This is a genomic window from Ensifer oleiphilus (genome assembly GCF_013371465.1).
Classification (GTDB): domain Bacteria; phylum Pseudomonadota; class Alphaproteobacteria; order Rhizobiales; family Rhizobiaceae; genus Ensifer; species Ensifer oleiphilus.
Map to the genome: position 1 here is coordinate 38,199 of NZ_JABWDU010000008.1, position 19,667 is coordinate 57,865.

General features: G+C 62.4%; 20 protein-coding genes. 9 read left to right on the top strand and 11 right to left on the bottom strand.

All coding sequences use genetic code 11. The annotated features are described in order from the left end of the window. Nucleotides 1–67: 67 nt before the first annotated feature. Nucleotides 68–1,240 (bottom strand): ATP-binding protein, encoded by a 1,173-nt coding sequence (locus HT585_RS24925; RefSeq protein WP_176355494.1) that lies wholly within the window; start codon nucleotides 1,238–1,240, stop codon nucleotides 68–70. Further along, a complete protein-coding gene (locus HT585_RS24930; RefSeq protein WP_173423182.1) occupies nucleotides 1,237–1,932 on the bottom strand; it encodes a response regulator in 696 nt (231 codons plus the stop codon). The genes HT585_RS24925 and HT585_RS24930 overlap by 4 nt, the downstream gene beginning before the upstream one ends. Before the next feature lie 359 nt (nucleotides 1,933–2,291). On the opposite strand from HT585_RS24930, the gene fabZ reads away from it, so the two are divergent. Continuing rightward, nucleotides 2,292–2,780 carry a 3-hydroxyacyl-ACP dehydratase FabZ gene (gene fabZ, locus HT585_RS24935; protein WP_176355495.1) on the top strand — a complete coding sequence of 163 codons (489 nt, stop codon included), beginning with the start codon at nucleotides 2,292–2,294 and terminating at the stop codon, nucleotides 2,778–2,780. Nucleotides 2,781–3,035: 255 nt separating this feature from the next. Next, entirely contained in the window at nucleotides 3,036–3,833 is a 798-nt protein-coding gene (locus HT585_RS24940; protein ID WP_176355496.1) for a phosphatase PAP2 family protein, read from the top strand. 39 nt (nucleotides 3,834–3,872) lie between these two features. Here HT585_RS24940 and HT585_RS24945 read toward each other — a convergent pair whose 3' ends face one another. Then, entirely contained in the window at nucleotides 3,873–4,874 is a 1,002-nt protein-coding gene (locus HT585_RS24945; protein WP_176355497.1) for a LacI family DNA-binding transcriptional regulator, read from the bottom strand. Between the two features lie 192 nt (nucleotides 4,875–5,066). Here HT585_RS24945 and HT585_RS24950 point away from each other — a divergent pair, with 192 nt between their 5' ends. The 4 genes from HT585_RS24950 (at nucleotide 5,067) to HT585_RS24965 (ending at nucleotide 10,372) form a co-directional block, all read left to right on the top strand. Then, complete coding sequence (locus HT585_RS24950) at nucleotides 5,067–6,095, top strand: ABC transporter substrate-binding protein (protein ID WP_176355498.1); 1,029 nt, start codon at nucleotides 5,067–5,069, stop codon at nucleotides 6,093–6,095. A gap of 137 nt (nucleotides 6,096–6,232) precedes the next feature. After that, nucleotides 6,233–8,470 (top strand): ABC transporter permease, encoded by a 2,238-nt coding sequence (locus tag HT585_RS24955; protein ID WP_176355499.1) that lies wholly within the window; start codon nucleotides 6,233–6,235, stop codon nucleotides 8,468–8,470. After that, the gene (locus tag HT585_RS24960) at nucleotides 8,467–9,528 is read left to right on the top strand and encodes an ABC transporter ATP-binding protein (RefSeq protein WP_176355500.1); all 1,062 of its coding nucleotides are present in this window, start codon (nucleotides 8,467–8,469) and stop codon (nucleotides 9,526–9,528) included. The genes HT585_RS24955 and HT585_RS24960 overlap by 4 nt, the downstream gene beginning before the upstream one ends. Before the next feature lie 31 nt (nucleotides 9,529–9,559). Beyond that, complete coding sequence (locus HT585_RS24965) at nucleotides 9,560–10,372, top strand: inositol monophosphatase family protein (RefSeq protein ID WP_176355501.1); 813 nt, start codon at nucleotides 9,560–9,562, stop codon at nucleotides 10,370–10,372. Between the two features lie 21 nt (nucleotides 10,373–10,393). On the opposite strand, the gene HT585_RS24970 is transcribed toward HT585_RS24965, so the two are convergent. Both HT585_RS24970 and HT585_RS24975 read right to left on the bottom strand, forming a co-directional pair. Next, nucleotides 10,394–11,167 carry a slipin family protein gene (locus HT585_RS24970; protein ID WP_176355502.1) on the bottom strand — a complete coding sequence of 258 codons (774 nt, stop codon included), beginning with the start codon at nucleotides 11,165–11,167 and terminating at the stop codon, nucleotides 10,394–10,396. A 26-nt stretch (nucleotides 11,168–11,193) separates the two neighbouring features. After that, a complete protein-coding gene (locus tag HT585_RS24975; protein WP_176355503.1) occupies nucleotides 11,194–12,552 on the bottom strand; it encodes an NfeD family protein in 1,359 nt (452 codons plus the stop codon). A 244-nt stretch (nucleotides 12,553–12,796) separates the two neighbouring features. Between HT585_RS24975 and HT585_RS24980 the strand changes: the two genes are divergently transcribed. After that, nucleotides 12,797–13,498, top strand: coding sequence for a DUF2161 domain-containing phosphodiesterase (locus HT585_RS24980; protein ID WP_176355504.1), 702 nt, complete (start codon nucleotides 12,797–12,799; stop codon nucleotides 13,496–13,498). Nucleotides 13,499–13,517: 19 nt separating this feature from the next. Beyond that, nucleotides 13,518–13,886, top strand: a complete 369-nt coding sequence (locus HT585_RS24985; protein WP_176355505.1) for a YbaN family protein — start codon at nucleotides 13,518–13,520, stop codon at nucleotides 13,884–13,886. 141 nt (nucleotides 13,887–14,027) lie between these two features. Here HT585_RS24985 and HT585_RS24990 read toward each other — a convergent pair whose 3' ends face one another. From HT585_RS24990 to napE, 6 genes are read right to left on the bottom strand one after another with little or no spacing between them, the layout of a single operon-like run. Beyond that, complete coding sequence (locus tag HT585_RS24990) at nucleotides 14,028–14,723, bottom strand: NapC/NirT family cytochrome c (RefSeq protein ID WP_176355506.1); 696 nt, start codon at nucleotides 14,721–14,723, stop codon at nucleotides 14,028–14,030. Between the two features lie 4 nt (nucleotides 14,724–14,727). Next, nucleotides 14,728–15,228: a nitrate reductase cytochrome c-type subunit gene (locus HT585_RS24995; protein WP_077502502.1), complete on the bottom strand. Its 501-nt coding sequence runs from the start codon at nucleotides 15,226–15,228 to the stop codon at nucleotides 14,728–14,730. Continuing rightward, nucleotides 15,198–17,702, bottom strand: a complete 2,505-nt coding sequence (gene napA / locus HT585_RS25000) for a periplasmic nitrate reductase subunit alpha (RefSeq protein ID WP_176355507.1) — start codon at nucleotides 17,700–17,702, stop codon at nucleotides 15,198–15,200. Before napA ends, HT585_RS24995 begins: the two co-directional genes overlap by 31 nt. Continuing rightward, the gene (locus HT585_RS25005; protein ID WP_176355508.1) at nucleotides 17,677–17,964 is read right to left on the bottom strand and encodes a chaperone NapD; all 288 of its coding nucleotides are present in this window, start codon (nucleotides 17,962–17,964) and stop codon (nucleotides 17,677–17,679) included. The genes napA and HT585_RS25005 overlap by 26 nt, the downstream gene beginning before the upstream one ends. Continuing rightward, complete coding sequence (locus tag HT585_RS25010) at nucleotides 17,957–18,451, bottom strand: ferredoxin-type protein NapF (protein WP_176355509.1); 495 nt, start codon at nucleotides 18,449–18,451, stop codon at nucleotides 17,957–17,959. Before HT585_RS25010 ends, HT585_RS25005 begins: the two co-directional genes overlap by 8 nt. A gap of 8 nt (nucleotides 18,452–18,459) precedes the next feature. Next, on the bottom strand, nucleotides 18,460–18,684 hold the full coding sequence (gene napE / locus HT585_RS25015) for a periplasmic nitrate reductase, NapE protein (RefSeq protein ID WP_176355510.1): 225 nt from the start codon (nucleotides 18,682–18,684) through the stop codon (nucleotides 18,460–18,462). Between the two features lie 486 nt (nucleotides 18,685–19,170). Here napE and HT585_RS25020 point away from each other — a divergent pair, with 486 nt between their 5' ends. After that, entirely contained in the window at nucleotides 19,171–19,650 is a 480-nt protein-coding gene (locus HT585_RS25020; protein WP_176355511.1) for a GNAT family N-acetyltransferase, read from the top strand. Nucleotides 19,651–19,667: the final 17 nt, after the last annotated feature.

The window sequence follows — 19,667 nt, forward strand, 5'->3', positions numbered from 1 at the left end:
CGCGCGGCTGTTGCCGCGCGCTGCCGAGGGCCTGGTAAGGCCCCTTCGAAACGGATGTTGGTTATGCTCAGGCGGCGCTTTCGCGCGGCAGCATAATCGTGATCATCGCTCCGCCGCCGGGGCGCGCTGCGAATTCCAGCCGGCCGCCATGGGCCTTGGCAATCGCCTGCACGACGGAGAGGCCAAGACCGGTCCCGCCGGTTGCCCGCGAACGGGACGCGTCCCCGCGCCAGAACAGGTCGATCGAGTGCGTCGATACATCGTCCGGAAGCCCGGGCCCGCGATCAAGCACCCGGATGAAGGCCTCGTCCGCGCCGCGCGCGCCGGTCTCGCACCGAAGAACGCCGCCCGATGACGCATAGCGACAGGCATTTTCGACGAGCGCAAGCAATGCCTGCCGCAGGCGCTGGGAATCGCCGGACACCAACGCCGGTGCAAGTGCCACCTCAAGCGAGAGCCCGGCAGATGCAAGGATCGTGCGGGACGCGCCGAGAACCTGCGTCGCCTCGGCCGCGAGATCGACGGCGCCGCGCTGCGTGACGAGCTTCTGGCCTGCGGCAAGCGAGAGTGTGCGCAAATCCTCGACCAGGGCGGACAGGCCTTCGACTTGCACGAGCAGCTGTCGCACGCGCTCCTGCTCCAGCGGAAAGACGCCATCGGCCATCCCTTGCAGGTTGCCTTGCAGGATCGTCAACGGCGTACGCAGCTCATGGGCCACCGCCATCGTGTTGAAGCGCAGTCGGCTTTCCATGCTTTCGAGCTCTGCCGCCAGTTCATCGAACGTTTTCATCAACGTCGCCACTTCTTTCGCCCCCTTCCTGACGGAGCCGACGCGAACTGCGAAATCGCCGGCACGTAGGTCTTCGGTCGCCTGCGCCAGCAGTTCCAAGGGACGGCTGATCTTGCGGGCAAGCCAGTAGCCGATCAGGCTGCAGGTTGCCGCAGCGATGGCTCCAAAGGTTATGATCGAGATATCGACCTCCCGCTCTCCCCATTCCTGTATTCGTGGAATGTTGTTGACCAGGGCACGAAGATGTCCGTCCTGGGGCATGCGGCCTGCATTGATATCGTTGTAAGCCTGCGCGGCACCGGGCGGCAGTTCATCGAGCAGACGCTGCTCAAGATCCGATTCCATCCAGCTGACGCCGAAATAGACGATACAGACACTCACCACGAGAAGGATCGCCGTTGTCATGGCGGTGAGAAGACTGAGCGGCATTCGCGACATTCTGATCTTCATCTCGGCTCCACGAACCGGTAGCCGACGCCGCGAACCGCGGAGAAGAAACCGCAGGCGCCGAGATCCTCGAGTTTGCGCCGAAGGTTGGCGACATGGGTGTCGACCGTTCGCGCCAGCGCGTCACTGTCGGGAAGGCAGGCATCGAGAATGTCGGCTCGCTCGAAGGCATGCGTCGGGCGTCGGATCATATGGGCCAGGATACGAAACTCGCTGAGTGTCAGCGGCAGGGACTGGCGCTTGCCTGTGGTTTCGACAAAGGCCGCATGCGCATCGAGATCGACCTCGACATTTTCGAAGCGCAGCACCGTGGCGCCGGCGCCGTTTCGCGTCCGCCGCAGAACTGCATTGACGCGGGCCACGACCTCCTGCGGGTTGAACGGCTTGACGACATAGTCGTCCGCACCGAGCCTCAGCCCCGCCAGCCGATCGAGATCCTCGGCCAATGCCGTCACCATGATCGTCGGCGTGTTGCTCTCGCGGCGGATGCGCGCCAGCACCTCGAAACCGTCGAGCCGCGGGATGCGCACGTCGAGGAGAACGAGATCAGGCGAAAGCACGGAATGATGGGTGAGCGCGGTTTCGCCGTCCGCCGCCCGTACCGTCCTGAAGCCGTCACGCACGAGGTAAGCATCGAGGATCTGCGCGATCTCCGGCTCGTCCTCGACCAAAAGGATGAGACCCTTGTCGACCATCTGCAAACTCCTCGCGCATGTGTTGTGGCAACGAGCTTATGGGATGAAAAAATTCGGGTTGCAATTCATCCGGGCAGCGCTGGACACCATCGCCGACCGTTCCGCATCAAGCGTTCTTCGTTTCTCCGCCATTTCTTGACAAATCGCGTCGAGTGTCCGCCTGCCACCGTCGGATCGAGTGTCGAACGCACGGTGTATGTGCCCTCGAATGCCGATTTTGCGGCTTCATCCCAGATTCCACTGACCGACATAACCAACGCTCCGGAAAGCCTTCGCGATCCCGGCCAAGCAAGCGGCGCTGACGCTTTTCGTACGATGGCTCGCGCAGGGCCGCAAGCAAACCCAAGAGGGGAATTCTCATGCCTGTTGAAACGAGCGAACTGACGTCAGCCGATATCGGCAAGATCTTGCAATGTATCCCGCATCGTTACCCCTTTCTGCTGATCGACAGGCTAGTTTCGATCCGCGGCGAAGAAAGCGGCATTGGGATTAAGAACGTTTCAATGAACGAACCGCAGTTCCAGGGGCACTTCCCTGGCAATCCGGTCTTTCCCGGGGCGCTGATCATCGAGGGCATGGCGCAAACTGCCGGTGTCATGTGTGCGGCCGCCAAGCTTGCCGTGGGTTTGACGCCAAAGATCATCTACATGCTGACGGTGGACAAGGCCCGATTTCGCAAGCCCGTTCGCCCGGGTGACGTCATCGAGTATCACCTGACGAAGCTCGCCTATCGTCGCAATGTCTGGCGCTATCGCGGCGAGGCACGCGTCGATGGCGCATGCGTTGCCGAGGCCGAGATTGCGGCTTACCTGGAGACAGAGGAACAGCGACCCGACGCCGCGGCTTGAACCCGTTCTCCGCGGCGGGCGGCGATCCGAACGGTCACCCGCCCTCTCCTATGCGAAGGTGCCGCGTAGCACCTCCTCCGCATCCGGGTCCGCAACGATGGGCGGGCGGAAAACGCTGCCCGACAGCTTGGCGCCGTACGCGGAAGACCGATGCGTCTTCCGCTCCGAGCCTTCTCCAGTTACCCGCCCATCCTTGACAGTCACCAGCAATTCTCGCGCTCGCCTCCTCCTGTTTTCCCATCGCGAGCGTTCGGAATGTCCAGCATCCTGCAATCCATCACGACACCAGCTGCCGGCCATTGGTGGCGGGTTGCCAATCCCCTGACATGGCCAGCCCGATTGCAGGCCCACATCTGCCGACACCCGGTTCAGACGGCCGCTTCGGCAACGATATTTGCGGGCTTCGTGTTCATGGCTTTTCCCGGCATCGATCTGGCCGTGTCACGCTGGGCGGCGGCAGGCAACGCAGACTTTCCGTTGTCGCGGGAGCACGCACTGCGTCTGCTGCGTGACTTCAACCGCCTGATCCCGATTTTGCTCCTGCCCGCCCTCGCGGTCATGCTTGCTGGGCAGATGCGTCGGCCGCGCGCATGGCTGCCACGTCCGCATAAAATATTGTTTTTCCTGACGTTCTATGCACTCGGCCCAGGGCTGATCATCCAGCTTCTGAAAAGGTTGGTCGGCCGTGCCCGTCCTTCCGAGATCATCGAGTTCGGCGGAACGCTGCCATTTACACCCGCCTGGCAGGTTTCCGGCGCGTGCTCGCGCAGTTGTTCGTTTGCGTCTGGCGAATCGGCGACAGCGATTGCCTTGATCGCCTTGGCATTCTTCCTGCCCCCCGCTTGGCGTTGGAAGGCGGTCGCAGCTCTGGTGCCTGTCGTGCTCGTCTTTTCGCTCAACCGTATCGCCTTCGGCGCGCATTTTCTCTCGGATGTCGTGCTCGCCTGGTTGCTGATGCTCTGGATCATGCTGTGGCTATGGTCCGTGTTTGCAGCCCAAGGCGCGCGCATCGATGCCGCGCTGACGCGTGACCGACGCCCCATCGAAGCCTGAGATCGGCGGCAACCTTGCCGCCGGCCGCTTGGCGTTTGATCAGGCGCTGCGCACCGACCGGCGCCAGACGAAGGGGGCGTTGAGCCGCAATGATTGCGATTGCCCGACGTCCTCGCTCATCAGCCACGCAACCGCTGCCGCCGCGATCTCCTCGATCGGCTGGGCGAACGTGGTCAGGTCGTAGGAGCTCCAGGCGGCCTGTGGAATATCGTCGAAGCCGACGACACAGAGATCCTCCGGGATCGACAGCGAAAACTGATGCCGGGCCGCATCCATGAAGCCGAGCGCGACAAGATCGGTAACGCAAAAGACCGCATCCGGACGCTCGCGACGGGTCATCAACCGCTGCGCCAGGACCTTGCCGCTTTCATAACCGGTCGGGCCGAAGCGCTCGACGGTCACATCGAGCCCCTGTTCCCGCGCCGCTGCGACAAAGCCCACTTCGCGTGTCATGAGGCTCGGTGTCCCGGCTTCCGAATTGGCGAAGGCGAGCCGGCGACAGCCGGCCCGCAGGAACGCCGTCACGACGCTTTGCGCCGTATCATCGTCGTCGAGGTTAATTCTGAGCGGGCCTTGATGCTCGTCGTCGCGATTGATCAGAACCAGCCGCTGGCCGTTTCTGACGCAGAGATCGACGAGCGACTTGTCCGGCATGCCCGACAGCACGATCGAGGCATCGGCGCGATACCGGATCGCCTGGCGCAAGGCCATGTCGACGCGTTCGTCGGAGCGATCGGTATTGACGATCATCGCGATCTTGCCGGCATTCTGCAGTTGCTGTGTCAGCGCCTTGATCAGCGCCGAACGATAGGGCGTGCCCATGTCGGAAACGACGAGGCAAACGATGCCGCTTTCGTTGCGCATCAATCCCCTTGCAAGGTGATTGACGTGATAACCGAGCGCTTCGGCCGCCTCCATGACCTTGCGGCGCGTCTCCGGCGCGATGCTGGCACCCGCTGTGAACGCGCGCGAAACGGCGGAGCGCGATACGCCGGCCTTCCTTGCCACTTCCTCTGCACTGACGAATATCTTGTCGCTCATCGTGACCCACTATTGCACGGCCTTGCAAACTTCTTGCAACAAATATCAGGCCTGTGCAAGCTTGCGCAAAGCCAATCGATTAAACTTTCCACTTTCGGTCGAAGTCGGATTGACAACATTCCGATCCCTGTGACACCTTGCACGCGCTTGCATTACTGCGATGTGGAGGCATCGCACCATTGGGAGGAAGTTATGAAAGCTGTATCCATTTCGGTCGCGCTTGCCGCAACCGGCCTAGCATTCGCAGCGTCTCAGGCGCAGGCGGCAGGCAGTCTCAATCTGATTTGCTCTGCGGACGTCGTCATATGCGAGCAGATGACCGCCGATTTCGAGAAGGAAAGCGGGATCAAGGTCAACATGGTTCGCCTGTCTTCCGGCGAGACCTATGCCAAAGTGCGCGCAGAAGCGCGCAACCCCAAGACGGATATCTGGTGGGCCGGCACCGGCGACCCGCATCTGCAGGCCGCATCCGACGGGCTGACGCTCGAATACAAGTCGCCGATGCTCGATCAACTGCAGGATTGGGCCAAGAAGCAGGCCGAAGGCTCGGGGTTCCGCACGGTCGGCGTCTATGCCGGCGCGCTCGGCTGGGGATACAACACCGAAATCTTCCAGAAGAAGGGCTTCAAGGAGCCCAAGTGCTGGGCCGACCTGCTGGACGCGTCGCTCAAGGGCGAGATCCAGATGGCCAACCCGAACTCGTCGGGCACGGCCTATACGGCACTCGCATCGCTGGTGCAGATCATGGGTGAAGACCAGGCGTTCGACTACCTGAAGAAACTCAACGCCAACGTCGCGCAATACACCAAGTCGGGTTCGGCACCGGTCAAATCGGCCGCGCGCGGCGAAGCCGGCCTCGGCATCGTCTTCATGCACGACGCCGTCGCGCAGACAGCCGAAGGCTTCCCGATCAAGGCGATCGCACCTTGCGAAGGCACCGGCTACGAAATCGGCTCGATGTCGATCATCCGCGGCGCCAAGAATCTGGACAATGCCAAAATCTGGTACGACTGGGCACTGAAACCTGAAGTTCAGTCGCGCATGAAGGACGCCAAGTCCTTCCAGCTGCCATCCAACAAGAGCGCGGAAGTGCCGAAGGAAGCGCCGAAGTTCGAGGACATCAAGCTGATCGACTACGACTTCGCCACCTATGGCGATTCCGAAAAGCGCAAGGCTCTGCTCGAGCGCTGGGACCGCGAGGTTGGTGCCAACGCCAACTGACGCCATTCGGTTTGCCGTCGACCGGATCGAACGATCCGGTCGACGGCACCTCGAAAGACCGCAGGTGTCTCCGGCTCTCGCCAGCAGGCCCTGCACCATGATCGACATTCCAATAGTGAAGAGACGCGAGGACCGTGATGGAACATCGCAACCGTAGGCTCGACCTCACGCTCGGGCTAGGACTGGCCGCATTTCTGCTCGTGCCCTGGTACCGTATCGAAGGAGGCTTCTTCGGCCTTGGCTGGCTTTCCAGCTTTCCTTCCGACGCTGCCGTGGCACCCGGCCTTGCTCAGATCCTTGCCCACGGTCGTCCATGGCTTGCGGTCGCGCTCCTGCTTCTCGGCGTCTGCGCGGCCGCGCGGTTCATCCGGGACCCGGATCGCCGCGGTCTGCTGCTGGCGCTGGCCGGTGCAACTGGCCTCCTGTTCATTGCTCTCCAGGGTCTGGCGATCGGCTTTACCGGTTGGACCTGGACAATCAGCGAAACCCTCTTCGGCCCGCTCGCCGATGGACAGCCCTCCATGGGTGCCGGGGCCGTTGTCGCGTCCCTCGCCTTCATCCTCATTTTCGCTTTCGGGCTCGCCGAGCGCGGCGTCATGAAGGGCGATGCCTTCATCGTCGCTTCGATTTCGCTGCTGGTCTGCCTCGTCGTCGTCTTCGTCTTCTATCCCGTCGGCAGCATGTTTGCGGCCTCCGTCCAGGATTTCGACGGTTCGTTCAAGCCGGATGGCTTCCTGCGCAACATTCAGGACGGCTCGATCTGGAGCCTTGGCTGCGTCTCGGGCGGCGAGCGCTGCGGCGTTGCCTGGCGCACGCTGTGGCTGGCGCTGATGACCGCATCCGGTTCGACCCTGCTCGGCCTTGCCTTCGCGCTGGTCGCAACCCGGACCCGCTTTCCCTTCAAGAAGGGCATGCGCCTGTTGACGGTCCTGCCGATCATCACGCCGCCCTTCGTCATCGGTCTGGCGCTGACCCTGCTCTTCGGCCGCGCCGGCGTCATCACCGAGTTCCTGTCGGATGCCTTCGGCATCGAGCCGGGACGCTGGCTCTACGGCCTCACAGGCATCTGGATCGCTCAGGTCCTGTCCTTCACCCCGATTTCGTTCCTCGTGCTGATCGGCGTCGTCGAGGGCGTCAGCCCGTCGATGGAAGAGGCGTCACAGACCTTGCGCGCCGACCGCTGGCGGACATTCTGGCACGTCTCGCTGCCGCTGATGAAGCCGGGCCTTGCCAATGCCTTTCTGATCGGTTTCATCGAGAGCATGGCCGATTTCGGCAATCCGCTGGTGCTCGGCGGCAGCCACGGCGTGCTTTCGACGGAAATCTTCTTTGCCGTCGTCGGCGCTCAGAACGACCCGTCCCGCGCAGCCGTGCTTGCCATCATCCTCTTGTGCTTCACCCTGTCGGCCTTCCTGGCCCAGCGCTACTGGCTGGCGGGCAAGAACTATTCGACCGTGACCGGCAAGGGGGATTCCGGCTCGCATATCGCGCTGCCCCGGTCGCTGTCGATCGGTGTGCACGCGGTGGTGATCCCGTGGATGATCTTCACGATCGTCGTCTACGGCATGATCCTGTTCGGCGGCTTCGTGAAGACCTGGGGTCTCGATAACTCGCTGACGCTCGAGCACTATATCAAGGCCTTCTCGATCTCGGTCACCGACGGCGCCATTGCCTGGACCGGCGTTGCTTGGAACTCGTTCTGGACGACGATGGAGATCGCGCTGATCTCTGCGCCCTTGACGGCGATCGTCGGTCTGTTGACCGCCTACCTGATCGTTCGGCAGCGTTTTGCCGGGCGGGATGTGTTCGAATTCGCGCTGATGCTGAGTTTCGCCATTCCCGGCACTGTCATCGGCATCAGCTACATCATCGCCTTCAACCTGCCGCCGCTTGAAATGACCGGCACGGCGCTGATCCTCGTTGCCTGCTTCGTCTTCCGCAACATGCCGGTCGGGGTTCGCGGCGGCATCGCGGCAATGAGCCAGCTCGACAAGAGCCTGGACGAGGCCTCTCTGACGCTCCGGGCAACCAGCTTCCGCACGCTGCGCAAGGTGATCCTGCCGCTGTTGCGGCCGGCGATCGTCGCTGCCCTCGTCTATTCGTTCGTGCGGGCGATCACATCGATCAGCGCCGTCGTCTTCCTCGTCAGCGCCGAATACAACATGGCGACGTCCTACATCGTCGGGCTTGTCGAAAACGGCGAGTTCGGCGTGGCGATCGCCTATTCCTCGGCCCTCATCGTGGTGATGATCACCGTCATCACCGGACTGCAATTGCTTGTCGGCGAGCGCAAGCTCCGGCGCGAAAACCGCGTCTTCGGCGCGGCTCAGGCCCGCGCCGCCGCCAAGACCCTTTCTCAGGAGAACCCCGCATGAGCACTCCCCGCACCGGCTCGGTCGTCTTCCAGAACGTGCGCAAGCAGTTCGGCGCCTTCACCGCCATCCACGACCTTTCGCTGACCATCGAACCCGGCACGCTCGTCACCCTGCTCGGCCCATCCGGCTGCGGCAAGACCACGACGCTGCGCATGCTCGCCGGCCTGGAACATCCGTCTGCCGGTCGGATCCTGATCGGCGGCAAGGACGTCACCATGCTGCCGGCCAATGAGCGCGACGTGTCGATGGTGTTCCAGTCCTATGCGCTGTTTCCGCATATGACGTCGCTCGACAACGTTGCCTACGGCCTTGAATCGTCGGGCATGAAGAAGAAGGAAGCGCGGGACCGGGCAGAGGAAGGCTTGAAGCTCGTCGGCCTCGGCGGCCTCGGCCAGCGGCTTCCGGCCGAATTGTCGGGCGGCCAGCAGCAGCGCGTCGCCGTGGCGCGCGCGCTGGTGCTCGAACCGCAGGTGCTGCTGCTGGACGAACCGCTTTCCAACCTCGACGCGCGGCTGCGCCGGCGTGTGCGCACGGAAATCCGCGAGCTGCAGCAACGGCTTGGCTTTACAGCCGTCTATGTTACCCACGACCAGGACGAGGCGCTCGCGGTCTCCGACCGGATCATCGTGATGAAGGATGGCGAGATCGCCCAGGAGGGCGCGCCGCGCGAGCTTTACGAAGCGCCGGCGTCCGCCTTCATTGCCGACTTCATGGGCGAAGCCAATGTGCTGTCTTGCGAAATCACCGCGTCGGACGCCGGCCTTGCCACCATCCGCATCGGCGGGCTCGAACATCGGCTGCCGTCGCGCAATGCCCGGCCCGGCCCGTCAAAGCTTGCCGTGCGCCCCAATGCCGTGACGTTGACGCCGGCGACGGGCGCAGCGCTTCCCGGAACCATCAGCACGGCCGCCTATCTTGGCGGTCACATCGAGTATGAAGTTGAAACTCAAAATGGATTGCTCTTCGTCGTCGACGAAGCGATCGAGCGGATGTTACCGCCCGCGACAGAAGTTGCTATCGGCTTCCGCAGCCGTGGCCTTGCTTTAATTGACGTATGATTTCGAGACCGACACAGGAAGGACCTTTCGCATGACATCGCCAATCGCGGGCCTGGAATCCCGCTTCGCGCTCGCCAAGATCATTGCCGGCGAAGCCGGACGGCTCGCGCACGACTACTTCCTGCGGCGCGAAACGCTGGTGATCGAAACCAAGGCCGACGCTCATGACGTCGTCTCGATCGCCGACCGGAACGTCGAAACGCTGATCCGTGACCGCATCAGCGCTGCGTTCCCTGACGACGGCGCGCTTGGCGAGGAACACGGCCTTGTCAGCGGCACCTCGGGCTTTACCTGGGTAATCGACCCGATCGACGGCACGACGCCCTTCGTCAACGGCATGCCCAACTGGTGCATCTCGATCGCCGTGCTTCATGCCGACAAGCCGGTGATCGGCGTGATCCAGTCGCCGTGCCACGACGAACTTTATGCGGCGGCGGCCGGCCACGGTGCGACGCTCAACGGCAAGATCCTGCGCCTCGACGCGACGCGGACGATCCGAGATGCGGTGACCGGTCTTGGCGCCAACAATCATGTCACGCCAGCCGAAGTCGCGGGGATCGTCGAGCGGCTCCTCGAAGCCGGCGGCAACTTCATGCGCAACGGCTCGGGTGCACTGATGATCGCCTATGTGGCGGCCGGCCGGCTGGTCGGCTACTACGAGCCCTACATGCATGCCTGGGATTGCCTGGCCGGCTATTGCCTGGTCAACGAGGCGGGCGGCTGGTCGCTGCCGTTCCCGACGCAGGGTGAAGCGCTGACACGGGGAAGCGCCGTTCTGGTCGCAGCACCCGGCGCTATCGACGACCTGCTCAAGGTCGCGCAGCTGGAACGCAAGGCAGCCTGAGCACAACGACCCGACACGCGATCAGTTCGCCTGCTTGTCGGCCTTGGCCGTCAGCAGGTTGACGAGCTCCATCGGGAACGGGAAGACAATCGTCGAATTCTTTTCCCCGGCGATGACGTTCAAGGTGCTCAGATAGCGCAACTGCATGGCTTGCGGCTGCCGGGCAAGGATCTCGGCGGCCTCGAGCAGCTTGGCGGCCGCCTGCTGTTCACCCTCGGCATTGATGACCTTGGCGCGACGTTCACGCTCGGCCTCCGCCTGGCGGGCGATGGCGCGCACCATGCTTTCGTTGATGTCGACATGCTTGATCTCGACGGTCGCGACCTTGATACCCCAGGCATCGGTCTGGCTGTCGAGGATCTTCTGGATGTCGTCGTTCAGCCGGTCGCGCTCGGCCAGCATTTCGTCGAGATCGTGCTTGCCGAGCACCGAGCGCAATGTCGTCTGGGCGAGCTGGCTCGTCGCCATCATGAAGTCCTCGACCTGGATCGTCGATTTTTCGGCATCGATCACCCGGAAGTAGATGACGGCGCTGACACGAACCGACACGTTGTCGTGCGAGATCACGTCCTGGCTCGGAACGTCGAGCACGCGGGTTCTGAGATCCACCCGCACCATCTGCTGGACATAGGGGAGAAGCAGGATCAGCCCCGGCCCCTTGACCCCGGTGAAGCGGCCGAGCGTAAAGATGACACCGCGCTCGTATTCACGCAGGATCCGGATCGCATAAGCGATCACGATCAGGAAAAACAAAAGGATCGCCAGATAGGGAGCAAGGCTCCCGAGCATGTCCATGATTTCCACTCCTCTTGCCGCAGGCGTCAGGCCTTTGCCTCGTCGCGCGCGACCTCAAGCGTCAGCCCGTTGCGGCCGACCACCTTCACATTCTCTCCGGTTGTAAATGTCTCGCTGCCGACGGCCTGCCAGCGCTCGCCGTGGGCAATGACATAGCCCTTGGCACCAGCCCAACTATCGATCTTGCCTGTGATCCCGATCATCTGCTCAGCTCCGGTGACGACGGCGCGGCGGCGGGAACCGAAGGCGAGGCGCCCGACGAGCAGGCTGAAGCCGAGGCTGGCGATGCCAACACCGGCAAGCAACGGCCAGGACACCGCCAGCCCCGGCGTGTCCGTATCGAAAAAGATCGCGGCGCCGAGAACGAGCGCCAGGGCACCGCCTGTCCCGAGCACGCCGAACGAAGGCGAATGTGCCTCTGCAACCAGCAGGCCGATGCCGAGCAGGATCAGGCCGACGCCGGCATAGCTGACCGGCAGGACGGCCAGCGCATAGAGCCCGAGCAGCAGGCATATGCCGCCGACAGTGCCCGGCACGACGGATCCGGGCGTGAGGAACTCGAAGATCAGTCCATAGATGCCGACCATCATCAGAATGATCGCGATGTTCGGGTCGGTGATCACCGAAAGCAGGCGCGTGCGCCAGTCGGGTGTAAAAGCCTTCACGCCAAGCCGCGACGTTTCAAGCGTGACATCCGTCTGTCCGACACGGACAGTCCGCCCCTGCGCCTGCTTCAGCAGGTCGTCGATGGAAACGGCAGTGAAATCGACGACTTTCTGTTGTACTGCCGCCACGGCCGACAGGCTGGCCGCCTCACGCACCGCCCGCTCGGCCCAATCGGCGTTACGGCCACGCAACTCGGCCAGTCCGCGGATATAGGCGACGGCATCATTGACGAGCTTTGCATCGCTCGCGGTTTGCGGTGGTTTGGCGGCGGTGTCTTTGTCGTTCCCGCCGGGGCTCTCATCCTCCTGTCCACCAAACATGTCTCCACCAATGGCAATCGGCGTTGCCGCCCCGAGATTGGTTCCCGGCGCCATGGCGGCGATATGGCTCGCATAGAGGATATAGGTGCCGGCACTGGCAGCCCGCGCGCCGCTGGGCGCGACGAAGCTGGCGACTGGAATCTCTGATGCCAGGATTGCCTGGATGATCTCGCGCATCGACGTATCGAGACCGCCCGGCGTATCCATTTGCAGAATGACAAGCCGCAGGTGCCGGTCATTGGCGCGCAGCAAACCGCGTTTGACGTATTCAGCCGTTGCCGGACCGATCGCCCCCTTCAAATTGAGCACCAAGGCGACCCGCTCGGTTTCTGGCGCGGACGCCGCTGGAAACCAGCACGTCGATATCAGGGCAAGCAACAGGCTGAGGATTCGCAACACCGTCGTCAAAGCCTCGGATTGCAGGCGCCTTCGGCGAAGACGTCCCGCCGAGGCAATATTAGCACACCATAAAGTTAAGGCGAAGCACAACACACCACCGCAGTCCGGACGGTGAGTAGGATGACAAAGTCCCTCATCAGGACTATCTGCATGTCAGGACAACCGCACTGCTTCGCGGAAATGAACAACGTGGCCGTGCTTGCTGGGGCAAGCCGCCTTCGACTTCTAGAGGAAACCCGCCCGCTTGGAGACAACACTCTATCTGCCGATCAAGCGCTTCCTCGAAGAGGCCGGTTACTCCGTCAAGGGCGAGGTCGGGGGCTGCGATATCCTTGCGCTCAGCGACGACGAACCACCGCTCGTCGTCATCTGCGAATTGAAGCTGACGTTCAATCTGGAGCTGGTCCTGCAAGCGGTGGATCGGGCCAATGCCGGTGACGAAGTCTGGATCGCCGCACGCGTCTCGGCCAAGGGCAAGGGCCGCGAGAGCGACCGGCGCTTTCGCGATCTGTGCCGCCGGATCGGGTTCGGCATGCTTGCCGTTGCCGACAACGGCACGGTCGATGTCATCGTCGCAGCCTCCGCCGCCATGCCGCGCAAGAACCTGAAAAAGCGGGCACGCCTCATCAAGGAGCATCACCGCCGCAAGGGCGACCCGACGCTCGGCGGCAGCACGCGCGCGCCGATCATGACGGCCTACCGCCAGCAGGCGCTTGCCTGCGCCGCCGCCTTGCAGAGCGGACAGATGCGCCCGCGCGACCTGCGCCAAGCCGCCCCTGACGCCGCCAAGATCCTGCAGGGCAATGTCTATGGCTGGTTCGAACGGGTCGATCGCGGCGTCTATGCACTGACCGACGTGGGGGCGGAAGCGCTTCGGCGCTGGCCGCAAGGCGCTGCTTCGGGCGTGTCAGAGATCGAGACGATGGCAACAGTGTCGGAAGACTGAGCTGGCGCGGAGAGCACAGATGAACCTTCCCCTTCGGCTGCTCTGTCTTGGCCTCGGTTGGCTGATGGTCGGCTTCGCCGTCGCCGGCATCTTTCTGCCGATCCTGCCAACCACGCCGTTCCTGTTGCTGGCGGCGGGCCTGTTTGCCCGCGCCTCGCCAAGGCTTGAACGCTGGCTGCTGGAGCATCCGAGCTTCGGCCCCTCCTTGCGGCTCTGGCGGGAAAAAGGCGCGATACCGGCCCGGGCAAAGACCATCGCCCTCGTGCTGATGCTCGTGAGCTTCGCCTTCTTTTGCATTGTCGGCAAGCCGAGCCCGCTGCTCGCGGCAGTCGTCGGCGGGGCAATGCTGCTCCCGGCCCTTTTCATCTTCACTCGGCCGAACGACTAGAGCATTTCCAGGAAAAGTGCGAAGCGGTTTTCCGTCAGGAAATGTGTAAAACAAGGTGCTAGAGCGTTTCTGCGAGTCCGTCCAAACCGGAAACGCTCAAAAACATCAATCCCTGCACCGTGGCGTTGCCGGAAGCGGCGATCAAAGATTGCTGGCGTGAAGCTCCATCATCGCGCGCCGAAGATCGTCGATCGGCGTCATGCCGGACGTGGTTGTGCCTTCCAACTCCCTAGGCATCTTCCAGCCGGGATCGATGCCCTGCATGTTGGGCAGTTCATGCGCGATGCCCTTGTGGCAATCGATGCAGGTCGCCTTGCCCGACAGCAGATAACGCGTGTGAATGTTGGCGGCACGCTCCGTCTGCTTCTGCAGGTCCATGGCAACGGAGGAATGGCAATTGCGGCATTCCAGGCTGTCATTGGCCTTCAGCCGGGCCCATTCGTGCTGGGCGAGTTCGAGGCGCTTCTCAAGAAACTTCGGCCGCGTGTTGATGGTCCCGAAGATCTTGCCCCAGACTTCCTTCGACGCCTGCATCTTGCGGGCGATCTTGTCGGTCCACTGGTGCGGCACGTGGCAATCCGGGCAGGACGCGCGCACCCCGGACCGGTTGGAGAAGTGGATCGTGCGCGTCAGCTCCTCATAGACGTTGTCCTTCATCTCGTGACAGGAGGTGCAAAACTTCTCGGTATTGGTGATCTCGAGCGCCGTATTGAAGGCGCCCCAGAACATCACGCCGCCGATGAAACCGCCGAGCGTCAGAAAACCAAGGCTCAGCGTGCCCGCCGGCGTGCTGACAAGCCGCCACGCCCACAGAATAAGTCTTTTAATCCGCTCCATGGGCTCACTCGCTTCCGGCCGGTTTGACGCCGAGTTCGCTCATGTCCTTGAAACCATTGTCGACCAGCGGGCGAACGTCTGCCTGCGGCACATGGCATGCGGTGCAGAAATAGCGCCGCGGCGAAACGTCAGCGATCATCTGCCCATCGCGGGTCATGTAATGGGTCACGCTGATCATCGGCGCGCCGCTGTCCTGGGTGAACTCGCGCTTGTGGCAGGAGAGGCAGCGATTGGTATTGACCGAGAGCTGATAGCCCTCGATCGAATGCGGGATGATCGGCGGCTGGTCCGGATAGGCGCGCATCTTGCGCTTGTCGTCGACCACCCATTTCGGCAGGGTCGCGGCCGCCCCTGTTTCCATCTGCGGTGTCGGGCCTTCGAGCTGCGGCACCATTTGCTGAACGACCTGGGCAATCGCCGTCGTCGCTGCAAACAGGGCGAGGCCGATGGCAACGACCATCCATTCGGGTCGCTTCAAGCGACGGAGACGATCTTGACTGCGCATTTTTTGAAATCCGTCTGTTTGGAGATGGGATCCGTTGCGTCGAGTGTCACCTTGTTGATCAGCTGGCTCGCATCGAACCAAGGCACGAAGATCACGCCGGGCGGCATGCGATTGCGGCCGCGCGTGTCGATGCGCGAGCGGATCTCGCCGCGCCGCGAAAGGATGCGCACCTCGGCACCCTGGTTGATGCCGCGTTTGCGCGCGTCGTCCGCGTTCATGAAGCAGCGGGCACCGGGGAATGCGCGGTAAAGCTCCGGCACGCGCATGGTCATCGAGCCCGAGTGCCAGTGTTCAAGCACGCGGCCGGTCACCAGCCAGAGGTCGAATTCGTCGTCGGGCGATTCCGCCGGCGGTTCGTAAGGCACCGCGAGAATGATCGCCTTGCCATCAGGACGGCCGTAGAACTTCACGCCTTCGCCGGCTTTGACATAGGGGTCGTAGCCCTCTCGGTAGCGCCAGCGCGTCTCCTTGCCGTCGACCACCGGCCAACGCAACCCGCGCTCCTCGTGATATCGATCATAGGGTGCCAGATCGTGGCCGTGGCCGCGACCGAAGGTGGCATATTCCTCGAACAGTCCCTTCTGGAGGTAGAATCCGAAGGCTTGGGCCTCGTTGTTGGCATAGTCGCCGCTGACTTCGCTCAAGGGGAAGCGGTTGACCTCGCCGTTCTGAAACAGCACGTCATGCAGGCTCTTGCCCTTGAACTCCGGATTGGCCGCAAGGATTTCGGCCGGCCAGACTTCGTCGGTGATGAAGCGCTTGGAGAACTCGACCAACTGCCAGAGGTCCGAGCGTGCCTCGCCCGGTGCCTGCACCAGCTGGTGCCAGACATGGGTGCGGCGCTCGGCATTGCCGTAGGCGCCTTCTTTTTCCACCCACATGGCAGCCGGCAGGATCAGGTCGGCGCTCATCGCCGTGATCGTCGGGTAGGCATCGGAGACGACGATGAAATTCTCCGGGTTTCGGTAGCCCTGCCAGGTTTCGTTGCTGGTGTTGGGAGCGGCCTGGATGTTGTTGTTGACCTGGACCCAGTAGAAGCTGAGCTTGCCATCCTTCAGCATCCGATCCTGCTCGACGGCGTGATAACCAGGCTTTTCCGGAATGATCCCGTGCGGAATGCGCCAGATCTCCTCGGCGTGCTTGCGGTGTTCCGGATTGGTCACCGTCATGTCGGCAGGCAGCCGATGAGCAAATGTGCCGACCTCACGCGCAGTGCCGCAGGCAGAAGGTTGGCCGGTCAGCGAGAACGGGCTGTTGCCGGGTTCCGAGATTTTTCCGGTCAGGAGGTGGATGTTGTAGACCATCTGGTTGGCCCAGACGCCGCGCACATGCTGGTTGAAGCCCATGGTCCACAGCGACATCACCTTGCGCTGCGGATCGGCATAAAGTTCCGCCAGTTCCTCAAGAAAAGCCGGATCGACGCCGGTCAATTCGGCGGTCTTTTTCAGGGTGTATTCCGACACGAAAGCCTTGAACGCCTCGAAATCCATCGGCTCCATCTTGCCGGGATCGGACGAATTCGCCGCCTTCACCTCGACCGGATTGTCGGGACGCAGGCCGTAGCCGATATCTGTTACGCCACGCATGAAAGTGGTGTGCTTCTGGACGAAGTCCTCGTTCACCTTGCCCTTTTCGATGATGTAGTTGGCGATGTAGTTGAGGATCGCGAGATCGGTGCCGGGTTTGAACACCATCGGGATATCGGCAAGGTCCATGCTGCGATGGGTGAATGTCGACAGCACCGCAACCTTCACATGCGGCTGTCCAAGCCGGCGATCGGCAAGCCGGGTCCACAGGATCGGATGCATCTCCGCCATGTTCGAGCCCCAGAGCACGAAGGCGTCCGCATGCTCGAAGTCGTCGTAGCAGCCCATAGGCTCGTCCATGCCGAAGGTGCGCATGAAGGCGTAGGCGGCCGACGCCATACAGTGGCGGGCATTGGGGTCGAGATTGTTGGAGCGGAAGCCGGCGCGCATCAGCTTCGTTGCCGCATAGCCCTCGAAGATCGTCCACTGGCCGGAGCCGAACATGCCGACGGCGGTCGGCCCCTTTTCCTTCAGCACCTTCTTGCACTGTTCGGCCATGACGTCGAAGGCTTCGTCCCAGCTTACCGGTTCGAACTCGCCGTCCTTGCTATAGGCGCCGTTCAGCTTGCGTAGCATCGGCGTCTTCAGCCGGTCGGTGCCGTACATGATCTTCGAGAGGAAATAGCCCTTGATGCAGTTGAGGCCGCGGTTGACCTCGGCCTGCATGTCGCCATGGGTGGCGACGACCTGTCCTTCCTTGACGCCGACCATCACGCCGCAGCCGGTGCCGCAGAAGCGACAGGGCGCCTTCGACCACTTGATTTCAAGCGCGCTGATGCCGCCCGGCACGGGTTGAGCGGCGGCCGGCAGTGCAATGCCGGCGGTGGCGGCGGCGATGCCAGCCGCGTGTGCCTTCAGAATGTCACGCCGCGTCAGTTCGGTGGTCATCGTCCGTCACTCCTTCCGTTTCGACATGTTCGAAAACCATGTTGGCCGCCACCACGCCTTCGAGCGTGGAGATCGTCGACAGGGCTTCGCCAAGCATGCCGGTACTCGTTCCCTCGATGACGACGACGATCTTGCCGCCCTCGTGTCCGTAAACCTCGACATTCTCCATGCGCGCCAGCGCGGCAAGCACTGCATCCGCCTTCGCCGGAAGAGCGACGACGACGGCGCTCGAGACGTGATATTGCCGGGAAAGATCAGGCATGGACGCCCTCCTCGAGCCGTTCGGTGATGCCGATGGCGCCGACCGGACAGACGCCCATACAGGCGCCGCATCCACTGCAGCTGTCGACGTTCACATCCGGCAGGAACGGGCCGCCAGCCCGCGGCCGGAAACGGATCGCCTCCTGCGGGCAGGCATCGCGACAGGATTGGCAGGCGACATTGTTGCGGGCGAGACAGCCGTCGCCGACAGCAACGACATGGGCGAGCTGCGTCGAGCCCAAGACCACGAATACCGGCTCCGGGCAGGCCCGCGCGCAGTCGCCGCAGAACGTGCATTCACCGCCGGAAAAATCGAGTGTCGGACGCTCGTCCAACAATGAAATGATGTGGGTGGGACAGCGCTCCACACATCGGCTGCACCCCGTGCATGCCGTCAGGCTTTCAAGCGTGACGCCCGGCGGCAGTACGCGCCTTCGCGTCTCCCGGCGACCGAGCAACAATCCGCGTCTGGTTGTCACTGCTCCCATCGATCACCTCAATGTCCGAGGGGCCCCGGAGGGCCAAAGATCATTTGATAGAACCAGACCAGGAAGCCGTAACCGGCGACCGTGCCAACGGCAACGATCGGCCAGATGCCGAAGGCAAGAACGAGAAAAGTCAGAAGCTCCTGGCGCCGGCGTGAGCGCGGCTCCTGATCGGTCAAGTGCTGTGAAGGTACCTCTGACACGTCAGGCTCCCGGGCTCGTTGATCCGGAAGCATAGTAACAACCCGTGACAGAAAATAAAGCGGAACAAACTACACAATCTTATTCAAGTAAAAAATAACATCTGTCAATTCAAGAGGGATACTTACCCCAACAATTCCAGTGGTTCTTTGCAAATCTGGAGCAAGAGTCACACTTCGTATTTTCGTAGATCACCATATGATGGGAACAATGAAAGAACGATGGCCCGCCGCAGCGCGTCGGTAAAGCGCCAGCCGCGCGCGGCTTGCTGACGTCGAAGACATTGGATTTTGCAGAGAACTTGGCGAATCGCTGCGTCGCCGATCGCAGATCTGCCGAAGCGGACAGGGTGTCGCACGACAACACTATGCGCCGCCCAGCCAACTCGCCCCTCCCTGAACGACACGCTAACCGTGCCACCTTCCCCGCGATTGCCGGTTGACAACCCGCATCAGATCAGGACACATATTGCATTACAAAGGGATCAATTCCTTAATACGGGAATAAACGGAGGATCAGGGGTGCCGGACTTGCTTGTGAGCTTGTATTCGCCGACGCTCGCCAATCTCAAGCGCAAAACCGAAACGACCGGCATTCGCATTCGCCCGGCGCTTCCGCCGGAAATGCATGTCGTCGTCGAATGGGTAAGGCAGCACTTCAGTGAGAATTGGGCGAGCGAGGTTTTGGTCGCCTTCTCCCGCCAACCGATTGCCTGCCTGATTGCGGTGGAACGTGCAAATCTGCTCGGCTTTGCCTGCTATGACACGACGGCGCGCGGCTTCTTTGGCCCGACCGGAGTGTCGCCCGAAAGTCGCGGCCGCGGCATCGGCGTCGATCTGCTCACCGCGTCGCTCGAGACCATGAAGACGCTGGGGCACGCCTATGCCTTCATCGGCGATGCCGGTCCTGTCGATTTCTACGCCAAGACCATCGGCGCGGTCGCCATCCCCGCCACCGACAAGGGCATCTACGAAGGCATGCTTCGCAGCCCATCCAAATAATCATTAGAACATCGGAG